General features: G+C 68.8%; 24 protein-coding genes. 9 read left to right on the top strand and 15 right to left on the bottom strand.

Going from position 1 to position 24,610, the window contains the following annotated elements:
* Nucleotides 1-3 precede the first annotated feature (3 nt).
* From FHU39_RS24895 to FHU39_RS03355, 3 genes are read right to left on the bottom strand one after another with little or no spacing between them, the layout of a single operon-like run.
* Complete coding sequence (locus FHU39_RS24895) at nt 4-1,794, bottom strand: biotin--[acetyl-CoA-carboxylase] ligase (RefSeq protein ID WP_343065723.1); 1,791 nt, start codon at nt 1,792-1,794, stop codon at nt 4-6.
* A gap of 10 nt (nt 1,795-1,804) precedes the next feature.
* A complete protein-coding gene (locus FHU39_RS03360; RefSeq protein WP_246336324.1) occupies nt 1,805-4,309 on the bottom strand; it encodes an ABC transporter permease in 2,505 nt (834 codons plus the stop codon).
* Complete coding sequence (locus FHU39_RS03355; protein WP_343065722.1) at nt 4,309-5,079, bottom strand: ABC transporter ATP-binding protein; 771 nt, start codon at nt 5,077-5,079, stop codon at nt 4,309-4,311. Before FHU39_RS03355 ends, FHU39_RS03360 begins: the two co-directional genes overlap by 1 nt.
* A 307-nt stretch (nt 5,080-5,386) precedes the next feature.
* Between FHU39_RS03355 and FHU39_RS03350 the strand changes: the two genes are divergently transcribed.
* Together FHU39_RS03350 and FHU39_RS03345 are read left to right on the top strand one after the other, a co-directional pair.
* A complete protein-coding gene (locus tag FHU39_RS03350; RefSeq protein ID WP_343065721.1) occupies nt 5,387-6,004 on the top strand; it encodes a TMEM165/GDT1 family protein in 618 nt (205 codons plus the stop codon).
* Nucleotides 6,005-6,030: 26 nt separating this feature from the next.
* Entirely contained in the window at nt 6,031-6,849 is an 819-nt protein-coding gene (locus FHU39_RS03345) for a serine/threonine protein kinase (RefSeq protein ID WP_183318970.1), read from the top strand.
* On the opposite strand, the gene FHU39_RS03340 is transcribed toward FHU39_RS03345, so the two are convergent.
* The 3 genes from FHU39_RS03340 to FHU39_RS03330 form a co-directional block, all read right to left on the bottom strand.
* A complete protein-coding gene (locus FHU39_RS03340; protein ID WP_183318968.1) occupies nt 6,833-7,150 on the bottom strand; it encodes a hypothetical protein in 318 nt (105 codons plus the stop codon). The genes FHU39_RS03345 and FHU39_RS03340 overlap by 17 nt on opposite strands.
* Nucleotides 7,151-7,612: 462 nt before the next feature.
* Entirely contained in the window at nt 7,613-9,328 is a 1,716-nt protein-coding gene (locus FHU39_RS03335; RefSeq protein ID WP_183318966.1) for an HNH endonuclease signature motif containing protein, read from the bottom strand.
* 245 nt (nt 9,329-9,573) lie between these two features.
* Complete coding sequence (locus tag FHU39_RS03330; RefSeq protein WP_183318964.1) at nt 9,574-10,527, bottom strand: IS110 family RNA-guided transposase; 954 nt, start codon at nt 10,525-10,527, stop codon at nt 9,574-9,576.
* 5 nt (nt 10,528-10,532) lie between these two features.
* Between FHU39_RS03330 and FHU39_RS03325 the strand changes: the two genes are divergently transcribed.
* The 3 genes from FHU39_RS03325 (at nt 10,533) to FHU39_RS03315 (ending at nt 13,968) form a co-directional block, all read left to right on the top strand.
* Entirely contained in the window at nt 10,533-10,886 is a 354-nt protein-coding gene (locus tag FHU39_RS03325) for a transposase (protein ID WP_183318081.1), read from the top strand.
* Between the two features lie 584 nt (nt 10,887-11,470).
* Nucleotides 11,471-12,925, top strand: a complete 1,455-nt coding sequence (ltrA, locus tag FHU39_RS03320; RefSeq protein WP_221185327.1) for a group II intron reverse transcriptase/maturase — start codon at nt 11,471-11,473, stop codon at nt 12,923-12,925.
* Nucleotides 12,926-12,957: 32 nt separating this feature from the next.
* Nucleotides 12,958-13,968 carry an IS3 family transposase gene (locus FHU39_RS03315; RefSeq protein ID WP_183318962.1) on the top strand — a complete coding sequence of 337 codons (1,011 nt, stop codon included), beginning with the start codon at nt 12,958-12,960 and terminating at the stop codon, nt 13,966-13,968.
* 5 nt (nt 13,969-13,973) lie between these two features.
* On the opposite strand, the gene FHU39_RS03310 is transcribed toward FHU39_RS03315, so the two are convergent.
* The 3 genes from FHU39_RS03310 to FHU39_RS03300 all read right to left on the bottom strand — a co-directional run bounded on the left by FHU39_RS03310 (nt 13,974) and on the right by FHU39_RS03300 (nt 16,327).
* Nucleotides 13,974-15,242 (bottom strand): HNH endonuclease, encoded by a 1,269-nt coding sequence (locus FHU39_RS03310; protein ID WP_183318960.1) that lies wholly within the window; start codon nt 15,240-15,242, stop codon nt 13,974-13,976.
* Nucleotides 15,243-15,411: 169 nt separating this feature from the next.
* Complete coding sequence (locus FHU39_RS03305; RefSeq protein ID WP_183318958.1) at nt 15,412-15,891, bottom strand: hypothetical protein; 480 nt, start codon at nt 15,889-15,891, stop codon at nt 15,412-15,414.
* Between the two features lie 4 nt (nt 15,892-15,895).
* Nucleotides 15,896-16,327, bottom strand: a complete 432-nt coding sequence (locus FHU39_RS03300) for a hemerythrin domain-containing protein (protein WP_246336152.1) — start codon at nt 16,325-16,327, stop codon at nt 15,896-15,898.
* A gap of 60 nt (nt 16,328-16,387) precedes the next feature.
* Between FHU39_RS03300 and FHU39_RS03295 the strand changes: the two genes are divergently transcribed.
* The gene (locus FHU39_RS03295; RefSeq protein ID WP_183318954.1) at nt 16,388-17,176 is read left to right on the top strand and encodes an alpha/beta fold hydrolase; all 789 of its coding nucleotides are present in this window, start codon (nt 16,388-16,390) and stop codon (nt 17,174-17,176) included.
* Nucleotides 17,177-17,195: 19 nt separating this feature from the next.
* Here the strand turns inward: FHU39_RS03295 and FHU39_RS03290 are convergent, their stop codons facing one another.
* From FHU39_RS03290 to FHU39_RS03270, 5 genes are read right to left on the bottom strand one after another with little or no spacing between them, the layout of a single operon-like run.
* Nucleotides 17,196-17,798, bottom strand: a complete 603-nt coding sequence (locus tag FHU39_RS03290; protein ID WP_183318952.1) for a hypothetical protein — start codon at nt 17,796-17,798, stop codon at nt 17,196-17,198.
* On the bottom strand, nt 17,795-18,715 hold the full coding sequence (locus FHU39_RS03285; protein WP_183318951.1) for a hypothetical protein: 921 nt from the start codon (nt 18,713-18,715) through the stop codon (nt 17,795-17,797). The genes FHU39_RS03290 and FHU39_RS03285 overlap by 4 nt, the downstream gene beginning before the upstream one ends.
* Entirely contained in the window at nt 18,712-19,584 is an 873-nt protein-coding gene (locus FHU39_RS03280) for an ATP-binding cassette domain-containing protein (RefSeq protein WP_183318949.1), read from the bottom strand. The genes FHU39_RS03285 and FHU39_RS03280 overlap by 4 nt, the downstream gene beginning before the upstream one ends.
* 49 nt (nt 19,585-19,633) lie before the next feature.
* On the bottom strand, nt 19,634-20,473 hold the full coding sequence (locus FHU39_RS03275) for a hypothetical protein (RefSeq protein WP_183318947.1): 840 nt from the start codon (nt 20,471-20,473) through the stop codon (nt 19,634-19,636).
* On the bottom strand, nt 20,470-21,045 hold the full coding sequence (locus FHU39_RS03270; RefSeq protein WP_183318945.1) for an RNA polymerase sigma factor: 576 nt from the start codon (nt 21,043-21,045) through the stop codon (nt 20,470-20,472). The genes FHU39_RS03275 and FHU39_RS03270 overlap by 4 nt, the downstream gene beginning before the upstream one ends.
* 205 nt (nt 21,046-21,250) lie before the next feature.
* Between FHU39_RS03270 and FHU39_RS03265 the strand changes: the two genes are divergently transcribed.
* Nucleotides 21,251-21,553, top strand: coding sequence for a type II toxin -antitoxin system TacA 1-like antitoxin (locus tag FHU39_RS03265; RefSeq protein ID WP_183318943.1), 303 nt, complete (start codon nt 21,251-21,253; stop codon nt 21,551-21,553).
* On the top strand, nt 21,550-22,059 hold the full coding sequence (locus FHU39_RS03260) for a GNAT family N-acetyltransferase (protein WP_183318941.1): 510 nt from the start codon (nt 21,550-21,552) through the stop codon (nt 22,057-22,059). Before FHU39_RS03265 ends, FHU39_RS03260 begins: the two co-directional genes overlap by 4 nt.
* 25 nt (nt 22,060-22,084) lie before the next feature.
* On the opposite strand, the gene FHU39_RS03255 is transcribed toward FHU39_RS03260, so the two are convergent.
* Complete coding sequence (locus tag FHU39_RS03255) at nt 22,085-23,506, bottom strand: amino acid permease (RefSeq protein WP_343065720.1); 1,422 nt, start codon at nt 23,504-23,506, stop codon at nt 22,085-22,087.
* Nucleotides 23,507-23,808: 302 nt separating this feature from the next.
* On the opposite strand from FHU39_RS03255, the gene FHU39_RS03250 reads away from it, so the two are divergent.
* Nucleotides 23,809-24,525 (top strand): hypothetical protein, encoded by a 717-nt coding sequence (locus FHU39_RS03250; RefSeq protein WP_183318937.1) that lies wholly within the window; start codon nt 23,809-23,811, stop codon nt 24,523-24,525.
* Nucleotides 24,526-24,610: the final 85 nt, after the last annotated feature.

Raw genomic sequence — 24,610 nt, 5'->3', positions numbered from 1 at the left:
CCATTAGTTGCCGCGGCGCCGGGATAGGACCCATGACGTGATTTCTCCGATGCCCGCCAGGTGGATCGCCTCCCGAGCGACCGCCCGGACGTCGGTCCGGCCCGCAAGAGCTGAGGCGACATCGGTGTCGGCGAGCACGGTGCCCGGGGAGGCGGCACCGGTGAGCCGGGCCGCCCGATTGACGGTATTGCCGTAGACGTCGCCCAGTCGGGCCAGCACGCGGCCGGTCGCCAGCCCCACCCGCATCCGCGGGATCAGGTCGTCGGCGGCCGCCTGGTCGAGCAGGTCGAAGGCGATCGCGGTGGCACCCTCCACCGTGGTGTGGGAGAAGAGCACCTCGTCGCCGATCGTCTTCACGATCGCGCCACCGTGCGCCGCGACGATGTCGGACGCGAGCGACTCGAAACGCTGGACCAGCACAGCCAGTTCCCGCTCGTTGAGCTGGCGGGTCAGCTGGGTGAAGTTGACCAGGTCGGCGAAGCCGATCGTCCGGATGACGCCGATGTGCGACTCGGGCTCGGAGTCGGCGATCAGCCGGGAGATGGCGACCGCGAGGCTTCTACGCCATACATAGTCGATCAGCGGGCTCAGATCGTCCGCCACGTCGACCGCGCGCTCGGCGGCCAGTCGGGCGACGCGGCTGTCGACACCGAGCGTGTCACTGCCGATGACCATGTCGGTGATGACCTGCAGTGACCACATGGCCAGCCGGTCGGTCGAGCGACCGACGGCCCGGGCGAGGCCGAGCACAGTGGCCTCGTCGAGTGCCCCGTCCCTGATGGTGCGCGCGACCGACCGCGTCGCTTTGACGTCCGCCTCGGTGAACACCGTGTCCTCGTCGCGGGCGTTGACGAACCCGAGGGCGCGCCACAGCCGGCGGGTCTCGTCGGTGGTCACGCCTGCGCTGCGGGCGACGTCGGCGCGGCGCAACGTGCGGGGGCTGCCGAGCAATCGCTGCTCGAGGGCGTCGACGAACGCGGCGCGTTCGCGCGGGCTGGGCTCGGGCGGCACCGTGGACTCCCCCGGTCTGATGTGTATGACGTCCCCGACCGCGTGCGGCACCGGACCCGACGGAGTGTCCACCAGCAGTCGGCCCATCGGGTCGACGTCGAGCGCCTCGCCGGAGACCGCGTCGTCCTCGGACAGTTCGACGCGGACCTGTTGCCCGATCGTCACGCACGCGGACCGGTAGACGTCGTCCAGTTCGGGGCCGCCCCACTCCTGCTGGACGGCGGCGAGCTCCTGCAGCACACCGACCGCGAGGTCCTCGCAGCGCACGTCGTGACCGATCAGGTGCAGAGAGGTGGCGTTGTCGACCGGCAGCTCGTCGCGTTCCTGGTGCACGTTGATGCCGATGCCGGCCACGACCGTCGGTTCGGCACCGCCGCTGGCGTTGCACAGGATCCCGGCCAGCTTTCCCCAGGGCTGCCGCGCGTCGGCCCGGGCGAGTACGTCGTTCGGCCACTTCAGGCCGATCGACGCGCCGGTCAGGTTACGGACGGCACGACGCACCGCGACACCGACGAGCAGCGGGACCCAGCCCCACCGGGTTGCGTCCTGCGGCAGGGGCAGCGTCGCCGACAGCGCGATCGACCGTCCCGGGGGAACGACCCAGCTGCGGTCCACCCGGCCCCGTCCCTCGGTCTGGTTGTCGGTCAGGAGCGCACGCCAGGGTCGCGGGTCGCGCATGAGTTCGTCGTTGGTGGACGCGATCTGCGGAGTGACATCGACGTCCTGCCACGGGGTATCCGCGAGCCGGTCGTTGATCTCGGACCGATCGAGGAAGTGGCTCACGTCACCAAGGCTAGCCGCCCCGGGTTGCGACTTCTGCTGCGGCGTTCCGCCGCAACAGGATTGCGGCGGGGACGAACGTGGCCACCGCTGCGGTGGCGACCGCACCGAGCAGCAGCAGGCACAGCACCACCGGTTCGATCGTCGGGGTGGACGAGCCGGTCATCCCGGTGCTGAAACCGCACAGGACGACGTATGCCGCGCCGCCGCCGACCGCCGCGGCGAGGGCGAGCACGAACGCGAGTTCCCAGCGCAGCAGGCCGCGCACCTGCCGGATCGTTGCTCCGACGAGGCGCAGCAGCGACAGCTCCCGCGAGCGGGCCATCGTCGCGAGCGCCAGGGTGTTGATCGTGGCGATCGAGCTGAAGACGACGATGAGCACCACGAAGACGAAGTCGACGGCCGCGTTGCCCCAGCCCCGGTCGTCGACGGACCGCAGGTAGGCCGCGCCGGTCTCCACCCGGAGGCCGGGGGTGTCCCGCACGATCGTGGGATCGACCGCCCCGCGCACCAGCACCGCGGTCGCCAGCGGGTCGTCCTGGTGCCGGCGCAACGTGGTGAAGGGCAGCAGGGTGTCGCCGAACGCGAGCCCGCGGCGGTAGGTTGCGACCAGCCGGTATGTCGCTTTCGTCCCGTCCCCGAGCGTCACCCGGACGATGTCGCCGAGGTGCCTGCCGTCAGCCGCCCGGTCGCTCATCGCGATGGTCCCGGGGCGCAGTGCCGCCAGCGACCCGCTCGTGACGTCGGGGTCCATCACCTGGTCGACGCCGTGCCGGCCGATGCCCTCGGCGCTCCGCTTGTCCCGGCCCACCCAGATCGTCGAACGGGTGACCGGCACCGCGGCGGACACACCCGCGGTGCGACGCAGCCGGTCGACGACGCGGTCTGCGACCCCTGGACCGGAGGATGCGACGACCCGGTCGGCGTGCAGACCGGCACCGAGTTGGGATCGCGCCGCGGAGGTGAGAGTGGCCGGCACGAAGAGGATCGTGCTCGTCATACCGATGAGCAGCGCGAGGGGTGTCATGACCGCGGCGAGCCGCCGGCTGCGCAGCCGCGAGTTCTGGACGGCGAGGTAGCCACCCACCGGTGAAAGGTGCGCCGGGACGCCGAGCACGGCGACGGCAGCCCTCGCCAGGATCGGTCCGAGCAGCCCGGCGGCGAACAACCAGAGCAGGACGGCCAGATAGGTCACCGGGGTCGCTGCCGGCTCGGTGTGCAGGTGGGTCAGCACCGCACTGACCGCGCCCGCACCGGCGGCGCACAGCAGCCCGGCCGTCACACGGACCGTTCCGACCCGGCCCCGCTCCACCGCAGACTCGGCGAGTGCTTCGACCGGTCTGATCCGGCTGATCCGTCGCGCCGAGATCCGTGCCGCGACCACGGCGGCCAGGACGGTCACCAACACCGCACCCATGACAGGCAGCGGGCCTCGCGTGAGGGTGACCGTGCCCGGGACCGCCCCGGCCGAGACGAATTCCGCCCGGATGGCAGCAGCCAACGGCAGACCCAGCAGGGCCCCGGGCGTCGCGGCCGCCAGGCCCAGCACCAGTGCCTCACGACCGATCAACCGCCGCACCTGGCGCGGCGTGGCCCCCACCGCACGGAGCAGCGCCAGCTCGCGGTGCCGTTGTTGGACCGACAGCGAGAAGATCCCCACGAGGACCAGACCGGCGACCAGCACCGCGGTCCCGCCCATCGCACCGCCCATGCTGGTGAGTCGGGCCCGGGCTGCGGTCGCCTCCGGGAACTCGGCGGTCCCCCGATCGTCACCGGTCGCGACCTGTGCCGCGGTGCCCTGGAGCGCGCTGCGAACCCGATCCGGACGGACCCCGAAGACACCGTAGGCGGACACCGAGCCACCATGCGCTGCAAGGGTTTTCGCCTCGACGTCGCTGAAGAAGATGGCCGATTCGTCGGTGACCGGGTTGCGCGGCTGCGCGATACCGACGACGACATACTCCCCGGGTGCACCGGTGGACTGGATGCCGGTGGTCGACCCGACGTCGAGTCCGGTCGCGTGTGCAAGACCGGCGTCGACGACGACCTGCCGGGGCTTCGTCGGCGGTCTTCCCGCCACCAGGTGGTATGGCGTGAGCTGTGCCGCTGCCCAGTTGTGCCCGACGGTCCTGCCGCCCTCGCCGGGGATGAATCTCCCTGTCCCGATGAAGATTTCGGCGGGGAACGTTCTGTCCGGCACAACGATGGCGTCGCTGATCCGGTTGAGCCGGACGCCGACGGAGGGCGCCAGCCACGCCCGGTCGGCCAACGCCTTCGACTTCGTCTTGGTCTTCGTCTTCCCGTGCTTGTGTTTCACCTTCGTCCAGTGCACCTGCTGGTCGGCAGTGACGACGACAGGCGCCCCGGCATACCGCTGCGGGGCGACCGTGCCGTGGATCCCGGTCTCCAGCAGGGCACCGCACGAGCACACCATCGCCGCAGCGCTGAACAACGCCAGGAAGGCTCCGACGACGGCAGCCTTGCGCCGGCGCAGGGAGCTCAGCGCGAGCAGCAGCATCAGGCCCACGACCCGAGCCGGGTCATCCGGTCGGCGATGCGGTCCGCCGGCTGCGCGGCAACGATGTCCACGATCCGGCCGTCGGCGAGGAAGACGACCCGGTCCGCCCATGACGCGGCGACGGGGTCGTGCGTGACCATGACCGTGGTCTGCCGGTAGTCGTCGACGGCCGCGCGCAGCAACGCAAGGATCTCGCGCGCGCTTGCGGTGTCGAGCGCACCGGTGGGTTCATCGGCGAACACGACGTCGGGATGGGTGATCAGGGACCGGGCGATGGCGGCCCGCTGTTGCTGACCTCCGGACAGCTGGGACGGCAGGTGATCCGCGCGCCCGCCGAGCCCGACCCGGGCGAGGAGCTCCGTCACGTCGGCGCGTCGCATGCGCCGGTGGGCGAGCCGTAGTGGGAGCGTCACGTTCTGGCGGACGGTCAGCGACGGGACGAGGTTGAAGTCCTGGAACACGAAGCCGACGTGTCGGCGCCGGACGAGGGTGAGCTCCGTCTCGGACAGTGCGGCGAGATCGGGCGCCGCCGCACCCAGGTGCACCGATCCCGTTGTCGGCCGGTCGAGTCCGGCGGCGCAGTGCAGGAACGTGCTCTTGCCGGATCCGGAAGGTCCCATGACCGCGGTGAAGCTGCCGCCCGGGATCGTGACGGACACGTCATCGAGAGCGCTGACGGCGCCCACGCCGGTGCCGTACACCTTGCTGACCGCGTCCAACCGGATCGCGTCGGCGACCGATGCCACGTCCAACCCCCGATTCCGTTTCACGCATCCGACGCTAGGCACCGAATCGCGATGGCGCAGTAGTGCTAGCCCCACCTCCGAGGGGAGTCACACCCACTCTTCCGCTCCGCCGATGTGCATCTGCGTTGCTTCCTCGTTAACCTGTTCCCTGAACGGGAGTAGTCCCTCGACCGGATGTCGACATACTGGCGGCGCGCCGCCCGGTGTCCGGGGTCACCGAGCCGGTGACCGGACGAGACGTTCGGACCATGACAGCAACCCGCTGCCGGTTCGACGTGCTCGTCCTCTTTTTTTGCCGGCACGGCGGATCGGCCCGAAGCCAAGGATTTTCGTGTTCGACCTCGGAGTTATCGCGACGGTGTTCGCACTCGCCTTCGTGGCGGAGCTCCCGGACAAGAGCGCCGTCGCCGGCCTGGTGCTCGGCACCCGGTTCCCGTGGCCGTGGGTGTTCAGCGGCATCGCGGCGGCCTTCCTCACCCATGTCGCGATCGCCGTTTTCGCCGGCCAACTGTTGCACCTGCTGCCGGGTCGGGTCCTCGAGGCACTGGTCGCGGCGCTGTTCGTCCTGGGCGCCTGGCTGATCTGGCGGGAGGGCGCGCACCCCGAAGAGGTCGAGGCGGAAGGTGAGGCGGAGAGCGCGGATGCGGTGTCGGGCCGGTTCGACGGCGCGGGCTTCTTCAAGGTCGCATCGCTCGGGTATGGCGTGATCTTCATCGCCGAATGGGGTGACCTGACGCAGATCCTGACCGCGAATCTCGCTGCGAAATATCACGACCCGCTGTCGGTCGGCATCGGAGCGACCCTCGGTCTGTGGGCGGTCGCGCTGCTGGCCATCCTCGGCGGCAGGACCCTGTTGCGGGTGTTGCCGATGGCCTGGATCACCCGGGTCGCTGCCGCGGTGATGGTGGTGTTGGGCGTCCTGAGCGCGGTCTCGGCGATTCGCGGTTGAGCCGGGACATCACCCAGGATGGCGGTATGACGATCGAGCGGACGGTCACCGGCGGCACACTGACCGACGCGGTCGATCGGATCGGTGAAGTGTTCGCGGTCTTCGACTCGCGCACGCAGGACTCCGGCCACATCTCCTACGGCATCCGCGACGGCTCCGGACGCCGTTGGTTCGTCAAGACACCCGGGGTCGACGCACTCAGCCCGGGTGGTGCCTCCAGAGCGGAACGCTCGCAGGCGCTGGTGCTGTCGGCGGAGGTGTCGACCGCAACCCGGCACGCAGCGCTGGTCCCGGTCGAGCGCATCGTCGAGACCGACGAAGGAGCGCTCACCGTGTCGGCGTGGTTCGACGGTGAACTGGTCCGCGCCCCTGCCGGGCTGCGGGACGACCCCGCGCAGGCTTTCAACCGGTTCAGGTCGTTACCGACCGGTGCGATTGTGGCTGCTCTCGACTCCGTCGTCGACCTGCACGTAGATCTCGCCGCGGCGGGCTGGATCGCCGGTGATTTCTACGACGGGTGCCTGATGTACGACTTCACAGCTGGTGTGATCAAGGTCATGGATTTCGAGTGCTACCACCGTGGTCCGTACGTCAACTCGACGGGCATCCTTCCGGGGTCGACGCGGTTCATGGCCCCGGAGGAGTCCACGCGAGGTGCCGTCATCGATGAGCGGACGACCGTGTTCAACCTGGGTCGGATGATCCAGGTGCTGCTGCTCGACCGGAACCCGGATCACCCCACTCGCGAAATTGCTTGTGCGGCAACTCGTTCGAACCCCACAGACAGACCGGGGTCAGTGGCCGGCTTGCTGGGTGCCTGGCGGTCGATCAGCCCGGATCGGTGAACGAGACCGGTTTGCCGGCTGCGCGGGCGTACGCGATCTCCCTGCTGGTGGTCTCGCCGATGTACCCGCCGGGGTTGACCACCACCACCCGGTCGGCGAGGTCGATCTTTCGCAGATGGAGCGCGCCCAGCGCGGTCTTCTGCTCGTCGGTGAGCCGCCGCGCGCCGTCCTCCGGACGGGTGAAGATGCCCGGTGCCACGACGATGGCACCTGCGAGGGTGAGGTCGAGGTTCGCGGCAAGCATCTCTTCGGCGAACCGGAGGGAGCCGCAGATGCACACGATCTCAGGTCGGTCGGTCAAGGCTCCTCCTTCGGATCGAACGGCGTAACCACCAGTGCGCACGCTGACACTATCGGCAGGCGCCGCGCCCACCGAACCATCGACAGTCATGTCCGCGGTGGCCGAGTACGGGCGAGGAACGAGCCCGCATCGAGGTCCCGCACACACCCGCGGCGGCCGAATCACCACCCCACGCAACCCCTTTCAGCACCAGCCATTCAAGCGCCCGGCCATTCCCGCGGTGGCCGAGTAAGGGCGAGGAACGAGCCCGCATCGAGGTCCCGCACACGCCGCGGTGGCCGAGTAGGTCGAGCCGTTAGGCGAGACCGTGATCGAGGTCCCGCACACACCCGCGGCGGCCGAGTCATCGCCCCGCGCAACCCATTTCAGCACCGCCCATTTTCAGCGGCGTTGATTTCCGCGGTGGCCGAGTAGGTCGAGCCGTTAGGCGAGACCGTGATCGAGGTCCCGCGCACCTGGTGGTCAGGCGACCTTGTCGGCGGCCCAGCCGGGCATGGCGCCTTCGGTCAGGTCCCAGTGCACCCCGTCGCTGGTGATGGTGGCGGTGTAGCCGTGGCGGTGGACGATCTGGTGATGTCGCCGGCAGAGCATGGCAGAGTTGTCCAACGCGGTGTCGCCGCCGGCCCACCAGGGCAGGATGTGGTGGATCTCGCAGAATCCTGGTGGTCGGTCGCAGGTGGGGAAGGTGCATCCCATGTCTCGGTGGACGACGGCGGCCCGTATCCCTGTGGTGGCCAATCGTTCTCGTCGCCCCACGTCCAGGGGTTGACTCTTGGTGCCGAGCACCATCGGGATCAGGTCGGCATCACACGCCAACCGGCGGGCGGTCCCGGCGTCGAGGATCTCCCCGCCGATGGTGATCGCACCGTCCAAGTCTGTGAGGAGCCGGTGTAGGTCCATCGTGACCAGGACGGTGGCGCCGGCACCGATGCCCATCCCGTCCCCGCACACGGTCTTGGCGCCGGCGGCGACCAGGTCCATCAGCGCGTCCACCCGGCGTTTCCCCGGGGTTCGTTCATCCCGCACCCGCTCGGGCACGGCACCTGTGCTGGTGGCGCCATTGCTGGTGCCGCCCGTGCTGGTGGCGGTGGTGGCCGCGCCATCGACGTCACCGTCGCAGTCGTCGTGCTGGACATCGGGGTGCAGGCCGAACGCGGCACCGGCGTGACCGGTCGAGTCACCAGCGTCACCGGTGGTGTCCTGGAGGTCACCGGTGGTGGTGTCCGCGTCGTGGGTGGGCCCGGGCTCACGGTCGCCCGCGGCACCGGTGGCGCCGGTGGCGCCGGTGGGGTTGCTCTCCTGGCTGGTGGTGGTCTCGCCCGTGGTCTCGGTGGTGCTGGTGTCCTTGGTGTGGGCGGGGTGAGGTGCGGACAACGCGTTGATGGCCTGTTTCAGGATCGCCGCGTTGGCGGGGCACAGGTCCGCGATCAACCGGATCATCCCGGTCGGCAGGGTCCGCCACGTCAACGACTCCACCTTCTCCAGGTGCGCGTCCTCGGCCGACAGTTTGTCCGCGGCATAGTTGGCGATGATCCGCCGGGTCAGTTCCGTCACGCCCCGGGACCCCAGCGCCGGGTCCAGTTGCAGGAACCAGGATTGGATGTCTTCGCGGGCCGCGGCCGGCAACACCTCGGCGACTTTCGCGGTCTGCCGCAACGCGGTCCGGGCGGTGGCCAGCGTGCAGGACCCGTCGCGGACCGCGGCGGCGATCACGTGGTTGCGCCGGTCCCGGCACGCCTCGGCCACCACCGACACCGTAGACGCGGCCGAGGGTTCGATACTGGTGCCGGCGGCCTGCGCCCGGGCGCGCACCCACCCGGTGGTGGTGGCCGCGTCCGAGGCATCCACCACACCCCGTTCGCACGCGTTCGCCGTCGCCAGCGTGGCCACCTGCCCGGCCCGCTCCTGCACACCCAGCAACACACTGACCAGGTCGGTGAGTTGGCCTTGACCGAGCTGGTCGAACACGCGAGGTAACTGGTCCAGCGCGTCGGCCACGGCCCTCACCTGCTCGGCCAGCCGTGGCCCCAGGCCCGGCTCCGGCCGCCGGGCGGGATCGGGCCCGTCCCAGCAAGTCGTATCCGCTTCCACCGGTGCCGGTTGACCGGGGATGCGCAGGGGTGAATCGATGGCCATGGTGGTCGAGTCCCCCTGTCCCCTGGGTTGTTTCGTTGTCATGATTCTATCGGGTGACGTTCAGGAAGTACAGAGGTTATGCGAACATTTCTTCGATACGTTTGCCCCGAAACGTATCGGCTCGTGGGGTCGGTTGCGTACGCGCGGGACCTCGATACGCCGTTCCTCCGCTGCGCTCCCCCACGGCTACTCGGCCACCGCGGCGTGACGGGGTCACCTACTCAGCCAGCGCGGGGTGGCGCGGACCTGTAACGAAGATAGGTGAGTTGCGTTGTGTGGTGCCGGCGTCAGGCTGCGGGCTGGAGGGTGACGTTGTAGCCGAGGTCGTGGAGCATTTTCAGGGCTCGTGCCTTGGTGCGGTCGGGGCGTAGCCGGGTGTAGTAGTCCGGGCCGGGTTCTTGGTAGGGCTGGCCCGACTGGGCCATCGCCCAGATGATGCTCAGTAGTGTGCGTTCGATCGCGACGACGGCCTTGAGCTTTCCCCGTCGGGCGGCGATGCGGTGATACCGGGCAGCCAGGCGGGTGGTGTTGCTGCGAGAGACCGATAACGCGGCGATGCCAAGCGCGGCTTTGAGGTGAGAGTCACCGGGACGAGTCGTCGTCGATTTCTTGCGGCCGGCGGACTCGTTCTGGCCCGGCGCGACCCCGGCCCACGCCGCCAAGTGCGCCGCGGTCGGGAAGACACGCATATCGCCGCCGGTCTCGGCGATGACCACCTCCGCGACAGTGGTACTGATTCCCGGGATCGTGCACATCAGGTCCCGGAGCCCGCGAAAGGGCTCGATGTACTGCTCGATCCGTTCGGTCAACTGCGTGATCGCGGCATCGTCTTGAGCGATGCGGTCTAAAGACATCCTCACCAAGAACGCGTGGTGCTCGGTGAACCGCCCTGTCAGTGCCCGCTGCAGATCGGGGCGTTTGTTACGCATGCTGGCCCGGGCCAGGTCTGCCAGGGCGATCGGATCGTGTTGCCCGGCGACCATCGCGGTCAGTATGTCGTGACACGACACCCCAGCCAGGTTGCTGGCCACCACCGAGAGTTTGATCCCGGCATCTTCCAACTGCTTCTCCAAGCGGCTGATCGTGCGGGTTCGCTCGTGCACGATGGCCTCCCGGGACCGAGTCAAGTCCCGCAACGCCCGGATCGGTGCCGGCGGCACGAAGCTGGATCGCACCAGATGATGTGTGAATCGTCCTTGGTTTGATTGAGGGGAAGCCAGATTTCCTGGAAGGAATCCCATCGATCATGGCGAATGTGAAGTATCCGCTGGAGTTGCGTGAGCGTGCGACCCGGTTGGCCGTGGAGGCCCGTCGTGACCCCGATACGCGTACTGGCGCGATCGCTCGGGTCGCCGAGCAACTGGGGGTGCACAAGGAGGCGTTGCGGATGTGGGTCCGTAAGGCCGAAGCGGCGGATCTACCGGTCGAGCCGGAGGACTCCGAGGCGCGGATCCGGTTGCTGGAGAAGGAGAACCGGGAACTACGTCGGAGTAACGAGATCCTGAAGTCGGCCGCGGCTTTCTTCGCGGCGGAGTTGTGCGCCACGAGGCGCCGTGTTATCGAGAGGCGGTGGGAGACCGTCTCCGCCGGGTTGTCGTAGCAGCTTGGTGAAGCCTGGGGGCAGCCTGGTGCGGGTGGTGACTCGCGCCGGGTGGCAAGCGGCCCCGACAAGCGCAGGGCGTGCCGGTACTGCCAGACGGTGCGGGCCTGTGAGGCGAGGTCAGAGGGTACAGCGAGAGCGAACCAGTGGTTGACGCCCCGTAATCGCGAAGCCGGCTCGAACCTGGTAGATCTGGGCCGGTGCGCAGCGCACGCTCATCGGGCACCGTGTGGTGACCGGTGGGTGACTTCGAAGCCGTGTAGCTCTGACGGTGGGAAGGCTGCGGTGAAGGGCTACGGCGTAGCCGCAGCGATGCTGCCGGGGTAGAGCTGGGTGCCGGACTGGCTGATCGAGACATGGTGAACGTGGGAACCACCCCGTGGTGCGAGAGCCCGTTGTCCGGGCTCGGGTCGGTCACCACCGGTGCGCCGCGGGGTGGGGCGGAGGCCTGGTAGTAGTCGCGGGCGTGACGACCCGCCGTAGGAGTCCGGGAAAGCCGGGCACAGGGCGAAGCGGGCCAGCAGGTCGAGCAGGTTGTGTCACTGGAAGATCAGGAGGTTCCCGTCCCACATGGGCGGGTGTCGATGGTGAATACCGACGAACTGGAAGCTGCGCTGTTCACGGCGCAGCAGCGGGTACTGAAGATTCAGACCAAACTGCATGGTTGGGCGCTGCGGGATCGTGATCAGCGGTTTCGTGACGTGTTCAACCTCGTTGCCGATCCGGCGTTCCTTTTGGTGGCGTGGGATCGGGTCGCGGGAAATACCGGCGCACGTACTGCCGGGGTCGACGGACGAACTGCCGTCAGTGTTGCGGACGGGATCGGTGTGGACGTGTTCCTGGCCGATCTTCGGGCGGCGTTGCGTGACGGGACGTTTCGGGCCTTACCGGTGCGGCAGCGGATGATTCCGAAGCCGTCCGGTGGGAAGCGACGGTTGGGGATCCCGACCATCGCGGACCGGGTGGTGCAGGCGTCGGTCAAGCTGGTGTTGGAGCCGATCTTCGAGGCGGACTTCCTGCCGTGCTCGTACGGTTTCCGCCCGAACCGCCGCGCGCATGACGCGGTCGCCGAGGTGCGTTACCTGGCCAGCCGCCCACGCTGTTACCAGTGGGTGCTGGAAGGAGACATCAAGGCGTGCTTTGACGAGATCGACCACACGGCCTTGTTGGGGCTGGTGCGTCGTCGCGTCAAGGACAAGCGCGTGATCGCGCTGGTGCGGGCGTTCTTGAAGGCCGGGCTGATGGATGAGGCCAGGGCCTTTGAAGAGACCACCGCGGGTACCCCGCAGGGTGGAGTGCTGTCACCGTTGTTGGCGAACATCGCGTTGTCCGTGCTGGATGAGCACATCGCGGCTCACCCGGGCGGGCCGCGCGCCAGTAAGGACCAGCGACACCGGCGTCGCCGTCACGGGCTGCCGTCGGTGCGGTTGGTCCGGTACGCCGATGACTGGTGTCTGATGGTCAAAGGCACTCGGCAGGACGCGGCTGTTCTTCGCGAGCAGATCGCCGTCGTGCTGGCAACGATCGGGTTACGGCTCTCGCCGGACAAGACGTTGATCACCCACATCGATGAGGGACTGGACTTCCTGGGGTGGCATCTTCAACGCCACCGTAAGAGGGGAACCAGCCGGTACTACGTCTACACCTACCCCTCACGCGCTGCGGTGCGGCGCGTGACCAGGAAGGTCAAGTCGCTGTCCCGGCAGGTCGGCACGAGCCAACCACTGGCCGAGCTGCTGCGACGCGTGAACAACGCGGTCCGTGGCTGGTGCGGCTACTTCCGGCACGGGGTGTCGTCGCGCGTGTTTTCCTACCTCAACCACGTCGTGTGGTCGCGGGTGTGGAACTGGATGCGGCGCAAGCACCGTCACGCCACGTGGAAGGACCTACGCCGCCGGTACTGCGGCGGCAGGTGGTGGCCCGCGGACGACCGGGTCGTCTTGTACGACCCGGCCAAGGTCCGCACGAACTGGTACCGATACCGCGGAACACTCATCCCCAGCCCCTGGCCACAACCGGCCCAGGGGCAGGCTGCCTGAGCAGACCTGTGGAGAGCCCGGTGCATTGAAAGGTGCACGCCGGGTTCGGGAAGCGGCCCGGGGAAACGGAATCCGCCCCTGCGGCGGACACCGCGCCCCGGGCCGACTTTCACCGACCGCCCATCCAGGTAGTCGTCGCGTTCATCGACGAGCACCGGCACCGCTGGGGTGTCGAACCGATCTGCCGCGTCCTTTCCGCCGAACTGGACGTCAAGATCGCCCCCGGCACGTACTACGCCCACAAGAAGCGACCGCCCTCGGCACGCGCCCGCCGCGATGCCGAGTTGAAGGAGGAGATCATGCGCATCCACGCCGACCGGCGGATGCGGGTCTACGGGATCCGCAAGATCCACGCGCAGCTGAACCGCGACGGGATCGACGTGGCCCGGTGCACCGTGGAGCGACTGTGCAAGCAGCTGGGTATCCGCGGCACGGTACGCGGGAAGTTCCCTCGCACCACCCGGCCGGCACCAGAGACCGGCCGGCCCAAGGACCTGGTCGATCGGCAGTTCGTCGCGGCCGCCCCGAACAAATTGTGGGTCGCGGACATCACCTACGTGCGCACCGAGACCGGCTGGGTGTACGTGGCGTTCGTGCTGGATGTGTTCTCCCGGATGATCGTGGGCTGGCAGGCCTCCACCCGGATGTACACCGACCTGGCGTTGGACGCGTTGAACATGGGCCTGTTCGCCCGCCGCCGTGACGGGCATGACGTCAACGGCCTTGTCCACCACAGTGATCGGGGCGTGCAGTACCGGGCGTTGCGGTACGCCCACCGGCTGGAGGAGGCCGACGCGGTCGCGTCCGTCGGGTCCCGTGGGGACTCCTACGACAACGCGATGGCCGAAGCGCTGAACTCCTTGTACAAGGCCGAACTCATCCACCTCGACGGCCCCTGGGACGGCATCGACGACGTCGAGACCGCGACCGCGGACTGGGTTGCTTGGTTCAACCAAGACCGGATCCACTCCATGCTCAACTATCAACCTCCGGTCGAGGTCGAAGCAGCGTACTGGGCGCAACACGCGACCAGCGCAGCATAAGAAAATCAAACCCGCTGAGCCTCAACCAAACCCGGGACTTGACAGCTCGTGTGTCCGGCGTGGCCGGTGACGTGGTAGTCGGGGTGTTCTTTGGCGTAGTTGCAGCGGGCGCACAGTCCTTGCCCGTTGCGTTCGGACGTGGCGCCGCCGTCGGTGTGCCTGGTGATGTGGTCGGTGTGCCGCACCGGCGCGCTGCACCAGGGCGTGCGGCAGGTCTGGTCGCGGAACAGGATCAGGCGGGCCAGCAACCCCGGGTAGCGGCGGGCACGGGACTCCATGCCGATGATGTCGCCGGTGCCGGGGTGGGTGAACAACCGGCGTAGCCGCGGACCGGTCGGGTCCCCGGTGGCCACCCATTCACGCACCAGGTCCGCCGGCACCGGCCCGTACCCGGGCACGTGCGCGGGCGTGTCGCCCAGCAGCGTGTCCAGGGGCATGAGCAGGTTCACCGTCACCCCGAACACGTCGTGCGCTTTCGCCCTGCCGGTGACGCGTTCGACCAGGGTGTCGGCCATCACCTGCCCCCGGTGCACACTGCCGGGGTCTGCCCCGGCGTCGGCGGCGGCTTCACGCGCTGTGGTGACGGCGTCTTCGAGGGCGGTCATGCACGCCAGGGCGTCCTTGACCGGTAACAGGGCGGTCAGGTAGGCCATGGTGTCGCCGGCGGGTCGCAGGCTCACCCCACGCCGGGCTTGGGCGGCGCGGCGGCGTGCCGCGACCGCCTCGGCGGCCACCAGCATGGCTTGCTCTTTCGCCAGTGCGGCCAGCCGGGTGCTGGCGGCGGTGCCGAGGTGGTCGCGGATCCCGGCGTCGACGCCGGATTGTTGGTCACCGGTCAGGCCGGTGGTTTCCCGCACGATCCGGGTCGCGTCCCACTCGGAGATGACGCCGGCGGCGAGCGCGGCCAGCGTGTGCGGCATGTGCCCCACCAGCACGTGGCACAACCCCACGAACGCGGCACCTTGGTGTGGGGTGCACCGGCGGGCGAACCCGACCTGCGAGCCGACCACCCGGGTCGTGTCCGCCGCGGTGATCCCGCGCGGGATGTCGCGGGCGGTTTGGGCGTCGTGCACTGCCACGACCGCCCGCGCCTGCCGGGCGGTGATCGCGTTGCGTAACTCGTCCAGGACCCGTAACTCTTCCACCAGGGCTTCCACATCGGCGCCGTCACCGGCGGTCAGGGGCGTGTCGAGGCGGTCGTGGAAGGCGCGCACCGCGGTCACGTCCAGTACGCCGCCGGCGCCTGGTCCGTTGTCCCGCGGTTCCTCGTTCATGTGTTCGAGTATGTCACGAATACTACTGCAATACAAGCATTTTCGGAACAAGTTGTTATCCACATCCCCTGCAAAACCGGCTCATCGTCCACAGGTCACGACAGGGGGATGTGGACAAACACTCCGGGGTCGGCGACCGCTTCCCGGCATACTCGACCGGACCGCCCAGCTACGCCCGCGCGCCCCACCCGTGCAGGATCGTGACCACGTCCTGCGTGGTGCGCAGATCGGAGCCCGGCCACGAGCCGGCCGAGCGCCACCGCGCCCTCCGGCTCGTGCTCGGCTCGATGGTGACCTTGCCGACCTGCGGCACTTCGGCATTGAACGTGGTGCCGATCCCGGAGGGCCACTGCACGCGCATCCGGGTCGCGGGAACGCTCCACGCCGGGGTCTGTGCGCCGTCCGGGGTGAAGGTGACCTGCCCGCCATCCACCTGCAGCAGGCCCCAGTCGTTCAGCATGTTGCGGAGCGTCGTCAGGCGGATTCCCGGAGCGCGCACCTGCGCGTACCAGACCCCGGAGCCGTTCGCGACGTCATACCGGGCACGGCCCTTCGCAGGCATCTTGCGGCTGGTGCGAATCACCAGCAGCACGACCACCACCACGGCGACCAGCGGCAGCGCGGTGACGAGCAGTGAGAAAAGACGCATCCAGTCAGGGTATGTCGCCGGCGACCTCGACCGGCCCGAACACCTCGCCGACATCGGCACGCAACTCGAGCGTGTCGAGCACACCCAGCAGCTGCCGCTCCTCATACCGGAAGTGGCTCTCCATGATCGCGCCGATGCCGTCCAACTGCCGTTCCAGCTCGACGACCGGCGCATCCGATGCGAGCGCCTCCCCCATCGCCGACAGCAACTCCGCGATGAGCCCGTGATCCTCTACCAGCGCACGGAGCACCGTCGCCAGTTCGGGATGGGTGGCTTCGAGTGCAGGGAAGAGGATCAATTCCTCACCCTGGTGGTGCTTTTCGAGGGCGCTGCAGAACCCGCGGCAGTGCAGCAGCAGCTCCTGATCACCAAGGGCCGCGCCCGGCGAGCGGGCCGCCTCCAACGCTTTTCGCAGCGCCGCGTGCGTGCGGCGCATCTCGTGTGCCCAGGCGACTACACCAAGACTAACCGCCCGCGGCGCGGGTAGCGTTGTCGAATGGAGTGCCGGATCGATGATCTCGTGATCCATTACGTCGAGCACGGCAGCGGCCTGCCTCTCGTGGCGCTGCACGGGGTCGCGGTGGATCACCGTGAGCTGGAGGCCGGTCTGGAGCCGCTGCTCCCCGACGGCGACTGCCGCCGGATCTACCCGGATCTGCCGGCCATGGGCCGGTCCACGGCGGTCGGGTTGGCCAGCAACAACGACGTCGTGACCGCGCTCGGGGCGTTCATCGAACGAACCGTCCACGGGCCGGCGCTCGTGCTCGGGCAGTCGTATGGCGCCTACCTCGCACGCGGACTCGCCGCGCGCCGGCCGGACCTGGTCGCCGGACTCGCCCTGATCTGCCCGCTGTCCGAGAGCGTCGGCGAGCGGCCGTCCCCAAAAGTCGTCGTGCAGGACGACAGGGCGTATGACGAGCTCGACCCCTCCCAGCACGCCGGCTTCGACGAATACTTCGTCGTCCGGACCCCGGCAACCGGCCGCCGCTACCGCGACAGCGTGGTGCCGAGCGCGAGCCTGGTGAACGAGAGCGCCCTCACCGACATCTTCACCGAGTTCCCGATCGACATGGGGCACGGGACGTACTCGTACCCGACGCTAGTCGCCGCCGGATTGCACGACACCACAGTCGGATTCGACGATGCGGTGCACCTGCTCGACATCTACCCGAGGACGACGGTGGCGGTGATCGATGGCGCCGGGCACGCGCTGATCCACGAGCGGCCGCGGGCGCTGGCCGGGCTGATCAGCGACTGGAGCGAGCGGGTGCGCGCGACGCTGTGAGCGACGCCAGTGCGCGCCCTCAGCGCCCCGGGTCACGCTCGAGCGCGACGGTAGCGAGCGCCCCGACCACACCGAGCGCGACCCACATGACCACACTTCGCGCCGCCGACTCCCCCGCACCGAGGGGCAGCCCCGGCACCCACCGCTGCAGCGGGTTCGCGAGCGCGATCAGCACCACCGCACCGCACGCGAGCACCGCCGCCAGGTCGCCAGGAGCAGCACGCCCGCCGCGCTTCAGACCAGCGGCCGCACCGAGTCCCAGCAGGGTCCCGGCCAGACCGACCACCCACAGCCGCGACCAGTGCGTCGCAGGATCCAACCCGCCGAGGGCGAGCAAGCCGACCACCAGCACACCGACGACCAGCGGCGCGAGCGCCACTCTCCACCCGGCCCGACGACCCCGGGACGCAGGCGTCGCGTCGGCGATCTCGACCGCCGGTTCGTCGAGCAGGAACGCTGCACAGCCAGCGCCCGCGCCGAGTGCCACAACCACCAGGAGCCCGGAAATAGCGCTGTGCCGCAACAGGATCGCGCACCCGAAGAGGACGGCGACGCCGGCCGTCATACCGACGACCGGCGCCCAGGGGACGGTTCGCAACAGCGCCCGGGCGAGCGGACTCACTGCGCCGCAGTGTCGGTGGGCACGGTGCCGTCGACCGTCGTGTTGAACAAGTGCGTGTTGCCACCCAGCACCGCCAGGACCAAGGCGACGAGTGCGATCGCGATCCAGCCGAGACCGACGCTCAGCAACCGACGTGACCGGGCACCGCGGTCGTGCCACAGCGCCCCGCAGGCCGCCAGAGCACACAGCGCAACGGTCCAGACGGCGAACCACAGCGTCGACCCGGTGAACGACGTGACGGTCGTCGGTGGGAGTTCGCTCGCGTCACTCGATGCCCACGCCGTGTACGGACCGGCCAGGTGCAGGATCCGCGACGGCCAGGTGTTGGCGTCCATGTTCTGCATGGGCGCGTACGAGACGATCATCGACCACACCATGACGACGAGCAAGCTGAGCAGCGCAGCTCCCGGCAGCCGGAGCCAGCGGCCGACCGCCACCCCGAGCAGTGGTCCGCCGGCACAGGCGAGCACCGGCAGCACGAACTGGATGATGACCAGCTGCCAGCCGTGGTAGGTGCCGTAGGTGAAGTCCGGGACCGGGTTCGCTGCCAGGAACGCGCGGTGGAACAGCACCGTCACCAGCCCGGCGCTCATCGGCACCGAACATGCCAGGCACAGAGCGGCGGTGCGAGTCGCCTCGCTGGTCGGCACCGACTCCAGCAGCGGGTTCGCGCGATCGATCGTGCGGGTCAACCGGGCGCCGACCACGATGCCGAGCAGGCCGATGAAGAACGCGGGGACCACCTGGCGGTCCAGCTCGATCGGCCCGAAGGTGCCTGCCTCGCACACCAGGGCGAGCGCGAACCCGAGCAGGAACAGCGGGTGTTTGGCGTACCGGACTGCTTCGAGCCGTGCGAGCTGGGCCAACGTCGAAGGATGCTCGGCCCTCACCGGCGCAGGAAACGCGATGGCGCTCATGCTGCTACCTCCGTGTCGCGCGCGGCGGCGCCGCGCAGGATCAGATAGGCGTCTTCCAGGGTCGGATCGGTCAGCTCGGCGTCCACCGGCGCCCGGCCGCCGACGTTGCGGTAACGGCCGTCCGGGGTTCGCCAGGACACCTGTGCCGCCGGGTCGGCGGTCTGCGCCAGCCACACCCGGCCGTGCGCGGTCGCGAGCAACCCGGGGACGGTGCCCTCGAACCGGACCTGTCCCCCGTCGAGCACGACCACGCGGTCGCACAGCGCGGCCACGTCCTCGGTCTGGTGGGTGGCGAGCAGGACGGTGGCGTGCCTGCCGGCCTCGGCCAGCACCCCGCGCAACGACACCCGCTGCTCCGGGTCAAGGCCGTTGGTCGGCTCGTCGAGGACGAGCAGCTCCGGAGCGCCGAGCAGCGCCTGCGCCAGCGCGACCCGACGCTTCTGACCACCGGACAGGGCGCAGATCCGCTTGGTGGACAATGCATCGAGCCCGACACTGTGCAACGCGGAACGCACCGCGTCGCGTCGCTGCTTGGTGTCGTCGAAGCCCTTGAGCACCGCGATGTAGTCGACGAACCCGTATGCCGTGAAGCCTCGCGGGTAGCCCAGCTCCTGCGGCAGGTAGCCGATGTGCCGGCGGATCTCGGTGCGTTCGGCCGCAGTGCGCGGGTCCTTGCCGAGGATCCGCACCGATCCCTCGTCGGGTGCGAGCACCGTGGCGAGGATGCGTTGCAAGGTGGTCTTGCCGGCGCCGTTGGGTCCGAGCAGGCCGGTCAGGCCGCGGGTGATCTCCAGGTCGACACCGGACAGGGCGGGCGAGCCCTGGAAGGTGCGGCTCACCCCGCTGACGGTGATGGTGTTGTGGGTCATGGTTCCTTCTCTCGTCGGGTGGGCTCGACGGGGCGAATCGGCTTGTGGTTCAACGAAGTCGTATGGCGGAGCGTGGCGCGCGGGCGCGGTACAGCAGGACGAGGCCGGCGCCGACGATGAGCGCGACGTAGGTCTCGATGGCGGCCGCGCCGAGCAGGTGGTCGAATGCTCCGCGGCGGGTGCCGACGACGACCGCCGCGATCCAGAGCACGGCGGCGCCGGTCGCGGCCCGTTCGATCTCGATCCAGGTCGCGCTGGCGAGCACTGCGACGATGAACCCGGCGCACGGCAGCAGCCAGAGCGTCGCGACGCGCGACGGAAGCGGGAGCAGCAGCCCGGTGATCAGGAGCGCCGGCACCGACGTGGCGAGCACGACGAGGGTGCGCAGCAGCACCAGCCGGATCAGCGGGTATGGCGCCGCCACCAGCAGCTCGTGCGCGGGGTCCGTCCGCGGTCCGCAGAGCAGCGCCACACCGGCCACCGGCACCAGCGGCGCAACCGCGAGGAACGATTCAGCTCCGCCGTCGCCCGTGCTGAAAACCGTTGCCATCACCACGAATCCGAGGGTCAAGATGGTGCCGAGCAACCAGACGATCCGTGGCGTCGTCGCCGATCGCGCCGCATGCAGGTCGGCGACCGGCACACCGACCCGGGCCAGCAGCCGGTGCACAGGCCCGAGGGGTGGGCTCTGGACGCTCGCGAGCAGGCCCTCCCACCCGGCGTCGACCGCGTCGTGCACGGGAGGGCGCTCGTCGACCAGGCCGGCTATCGCCATACGGCACTGGGGACAGCCGATCAGGTGCTGCTCGATCGAGGCGCCGAGCGCCAGGCCGGCGTCACCGTCGACCCAGGCGCGCAGGTCCCGCGGGTCGGCGTGCCAGGCGTTCATGACATCTCCTCGGACGGGTGGCGGCGCAGTTGGGCCTTGGCCCGGAACAGCCGGGTGCGCACGGTCGCGGACGGCACGCCGAGCAGCCGGGCGGCTTCGCGGGTGGTGAGTCCGTCCAGGACCGTGGCCTGCACGACGGCGCGTAGTTGGGGGCTGAGCCGGGTCAGAGCGGTGCCGAGGTCGCCGTACTCGACGCCGAGCAGCACCCTGTCCTCGGCGCTTGCCGCGACGGCGTCACCCGCCAGCACGGTCCAGGGGTCGCGGGCGATCTCGCGGTGCCGGGACTTGCGCAGGCTCGACGCCAGGCGCCGGATCGCCACGCCCCACAGCCAGCCGGCGACCTCGCCGTCCTCGCGGTAGCGGTCGGCTCCCCGCCATACGGCCAGGAAGGTGTCCTGGATGACCTCGGCGACGAGTCCTTTGTCATTGCAGCGCCGTAGGAGCCGGACGGTGAGCCAGGGCGCGTGCCGCCGATACAGGGTTTCCAGCGCGGAGCAGTCGCCCGTGGCCATCACGCGGGCGAGCTCTGCGTCGCTGGGATCCGTGACGGTGGATCCCGGGAAATCCTGCATACCGAACCTGTCGCCGGCAGGGTGCGCAAATGTTCCCTTCAGCGTGCCCGAGTTCGCTCAGACCTGCCACCACAAGGCCGGTTGCGGTGAAGCGGCACCTGCTCGACGCCTACCCACGGGCAACCGTGGCGGATCCATGATGTGCGGCAGGTAGTTGTCACGAAACTACGCTCGTGTAGGTATAATCGCTATACAGAATGAGGAGGTGCGGCTGGTGAGCGCTACCCAACAACGTCACCCGAAGAGCCAGCAGATCAACTTCAGAGCGACGGACCGGCAGGCCGAGATGCTCCGCCGTGCGGCCGCGGCAACGGACACGACGCTGACCGATTTCGTGCTGGACAGCGCCGTCGATCGCGCTGAGAAGATCCTCGCGGATCGCCGGTGGTTCAGCGTTACCCAGCAGCAATGGGATGAATTCGTCGACATGCTCGACAAACCACTGCCCTCGACCGAGCGTTTCCGCGCACTACGGCGCCGCCCCGATCCCTTCTCCGACGACGAGTGAACGACCGCCCGCGTCGACCGCGGAAGTTGGAGCGTGGCGATGACGTCACGAGCTTCAACAGCGGTGCCGCCGAGCTCGACACCTGGCTGCATCGTTACGCCTGGGAGAACCTCCGAGCCAACAATGCGATCACGTATGTCACCACCGTCGACAAGCGCGTGGTCGGCTATTACGCCATCGCTTCGGGCAGCGTCGCGCTCACGTCAGTGCCGCCCACGCTCAGGAAGGGCAGCCGGCCCGATCCCATGCCGGTGATCGTGCTCGCCCGGCTTGCAGTCGACCACGAAGCCAGGGGGTCCGGCATCGGCGCCGGACTGCTCCGGGACGCACTCGAGCGGGTTGCCGTCCTCAGCGAATCACTCGGCGCCGCAGCGTTGCTCGTGCACGCGCGTGACTCCGCTGCCCGGGAGTTCTATCGGCACAACGGCGACTTCCTGCCCTCGCCGATCGACGAACTGCAACTCCTGGCGCCCATGAAAGCGTTGCGGGCTGAGTTCTTGCCCTGACGCCCGTGCCAGGACGCCCGCACCCTCACTCAGTCACGAGCACGTCCTCCTGCTGCTCCTCCGCGCGCATCAGCTGCAGCTTGCGCCGCACCAGCGGCCAGAAGACCACGAGCACACCGGTCGCGACCAGGCTGGTCCACACCTGCGTACGGCCGGTGGAGGTGGTCAGCATGATGATGACGACGACCACGACACCGGCGATCAGGAAGAGGTTGAGCCACGGGAAGAAACGCACCTTCACCTGCAGCGCAGCGACCTCGTCGGGTGTCATCTTCTGCCGCAGCCGCATCTGGGTCAGCGCGATGAAGACGTAGACGAAGAGGGCGACCAGACCGGCGGAGTTCATGATGAAGTCGAAGATGCCGGAGTCGGGTGCGACGAAGTTGGCGATGGCTGCGATGACGCCGCCGCTGGTCGAGGCGAGCACGGCAACCACGGGGACGCCGTTGCGTGCCTGGTAGCCGACCGCCTTGGGCGCCAGACCTTTCCGTGCGAGCGAGGAGAACATCCGCGACGCCGAGTAGAGGCCGGAGTTGAGCACCGACAGCACGGCTGTGAAGATGACCAGCTCCATCATGTTGGAGGCGGCCGGGATGCCGAACTTGTCGAAGAGGATGGTGAAGGGCGCGTCGGCGACGCCGGTCGCCTGCGGCAGCTGATCCCACGGGACCGCCATGGTGATGATGAGGATCGACCCGACGAAGAAGAGCAGCACCCGCCAGATGACGGTGACGGTCGCGAGTTTGACGCCCTTGGCGGGATCCTCGGACTCGGCGGAGGCCATGACGGCGATCTCGGTGCCGAAGTAGGAGAAGATCACGAGCGCAACTCCGGTGAGTATGGCGCCAGTCCCCTTCGGCGCGAATCCACCGTGTTGCCAGAGGTTTCCGACGGCGTAGTGTCCGTCCGGCCAGAGGCCGAGGACGAAGAGCGCACCGACGACGATGAAGACGATGATGGCGGCGATCTTGATGCTGGCCAGCCAGAACTCGGTCTCGCCGAAGGACCGCACGGAGATCAGGTTGGTGCACACGAAGACGCCGAGCAGCAGCAGCGACCACAACCAGGACGGCAGCGCGTGGAACCAGCCCTGCAGCGTGTGCCCGCCGATGACCGCCTCGTATGCGAGGACGCCCACCCAGAAGTACCAGTAGAGCCAGCCGACGAGGTATGCCGCCCAGTCACCCATCCCGACGCGCGCGTATTCCATGAACGACCCGACCTCCGGCCGCGCCGCCGCCATCTCCCCCAGCATCAGCATCGCCAGGTAGACGAGCAGCCCGCCGGCGAGATACGAGACCACCGCCGCAGGCCCGACCGAATGCACGATGCTGGACGACCCGACGAAGAGGCTGGAGCCGATGATCCCGCCGAGGGTGACCATCGTGATGTGTCGGGGTCGCAGCTTCTTCGGGCTGTGCTCGATCGTCGTATTCGCTTCACTCACAGTTGTTCCCATCTCCTTCGCCAGTCCATTCTGGTCGACTGGGCCCTCCGTGCCGGTCGAGTAGGCCCTCCGTGCTGGTCGAGTAGCGACCGAGGAACGAGGGCGCGTATCGAGACCCCATGACCGCACGAATTGTCGACAATCCGACTATGGCAGGCGGTGGCCGTATGCCGTGGCGTTCGCGCTCATCGGATTTCCGCGCCACCCCGCGTCACGTCGGGAACCGCCCACCCCGCACCCCCGTCAGTCATAGTGTTCAGCACAGCCGCTCACACCGGCGACCACTCGGGAGGGGAACGAGCATGACAACGAAGCTTCGGGGTATGACGCTGGCAGCCGCGGCCGTCGCACTGGTCGCGCCACTGGCAGCGTGCAATTCGGAGGGCGGATCCGTTGGGACGTCGTCGGCTGTCGCACCGACATCGACCTCCGGGCCGACCATGACGAAGGTCTCCCCGATCGCCTCACCGCCGTCCACCACCTCGAGCGCTGCCACCACGACCAGCAGCACGGCGAGCCCAACGAGTACCACCACTACCGAGCAGGCCGACCGCGTCATCCACGTCAAGTCCCGGGCGGGCTTCATGGTCGGCCCGACAAAGGCCGCCTGTCTGCTCAACGCCGCCGGCGTCACGTGCGCGGACGGCATGGACAAGCCCTACGACATACCCGGTGTGAAGTGCCCGTCGGACGACGTGGCCATCAACGCCGCGATCCTGAACGCGGACGGCGAGGTCGGCGGAGCCTGCGGCGGGGACGTCGCGTACCTCCCGGAGTCCGGCGACGCCGCCTGGGCCTCCGGCCTCGGCCTGCAGAAGGTGCACGGCGCCCCGGTCCTCACCCAGCACGTGATCCTGGTCGACGACGCCTCCAACATCACCTGCAAGGTGTCGACGTTGAACGAGAACTGGCTCGACTGCGCCTACCAGGAAGGTGTGATCCGTATGACGATCAAGCCGACCGGCGTCGCGTTCCAGGGCGCCACCCCGAAGCTCCTCGACTCCACGGTCAACTCGTAACACCACCGCCCACCGCCGCGCTCACGCCCTTATCGAGACCCATGCTGGCCGAGTAGCGCTGGAGGAGCGAGTTGCCCGCATCGAC

Source organism: Flexivirga oryzae (assembly GCF_014190805.1).
Classification (GTDB): Bacteria; Actinomycetota; Actinomycetes; order Actinomycetales; family Dermatophilaceae; genus Flexivirga; species Flexivirga oryzae.
This window is presented reverse-complemented; position numbering and strand designations above follow the sequence as displayed.

Coding starts and splice junctions, on each gene's coding strand:
- FHU39_RS03280 (WP_183318949.1), bottom strand. CDS start 19,584: ATGACCCACAACACCATCACCGTCAGCGGGGTGAGCCGCACCTTCCAG.
- FHU39_RS03310 (WP_183318960.1), bottom strand. CDS start 15,242: ATGAACGAGGAACCGCGGGACAACGGACCAGGCGCCGGCGGCGTACTG.
- FHU39_RS03360 (WP_246336324.1), bottom strand. CDS start 4,309: ATGCTGCTGCTCGCGCTGAGCTCCCTGCGCCGGCGCAAGGCTGCCGTC.
- FHU39_RS03250 (WP_183318937.1), top strand. CDS start 23,809: ATGACAACGAAGCTTCGGGGTATGACGCTGGCAGCCGCGGCCGTCGCA.
- FHU39_RS03270 (WP_183318945.1), bottom strand. CDS start 21,045: ATGCAGGATTTCCCGGGATCCACCGTCACGGATCCCAGCGACGCAGAG.
- FHU39_RS03295 (WP_183318954.1), top strand. CDS start 16,388: ATGGAGTGCCGGATCGATGATCTCGTGATCCATTACGTCGAGCACGGC.
- FHU39_RS03330 (WP_183318964.1), bottom strand. CDS start 10,527: ATGGGATTCCTTCCAGGAAATCTGGCTTCCCCTCAATCAAACCAAGGA.
- FHU39_RS03345 (WP_183318970.1), top strand. CDS start 6,031: ATGACGATCGAGCGGACGGTCACCGGCGGCACACTGACCGACGCGGTC.
- FHU39_RS03300 (WP_246336152.1), bottom strand. CDS start 16,327: ATGCGCCGCACGCACGCGGCGCTGCGAAAAGCGTTGGAGGCGGCCCGC.
- FHU39_RS03275 (WP_183318947.1), bottom strand. CDS start 20,473: ATGAACGCCTGGCACGCCGACCCGCGGGACCTGCGCGCCTGGGTCGAC.
- FHU39_RS03305 (WP_183318958.1), bottom strand. CDS start 15,891: ATGCGTCTTTTCTCACTGCTCGTCACCGCGCTGCCGCTGGTCGCCGTG.
- FHU39_RS03285 (WP_183318951.1), bottom strand. CDS start 18,715: ATGAGCGCCATCGCGTTTCCTGCGCCGGTGAGGGCCGAGCATCCTTCG.
- FHU39_RS03325 (WP_183318081.1), top strand. CDS start 10,533: ATGGCGAATGTGAAGTATCCGCTGGAGTTGCGTGAGCGTGCGACCCGG.
- FHU39_RS03335 (WP_183318966.1), bottom strand. CDS start 9,328: ATGACAACGAAACAACCCAGGGGACAGGGGGACTCGACCACCATGGCC.
- ltrA (WP_221185327.1), top strand. CDS start 11,471: ATGGTGAATACCGACGAACTGGAAGCTGCGCTGTTCACGGCGCAGCAG.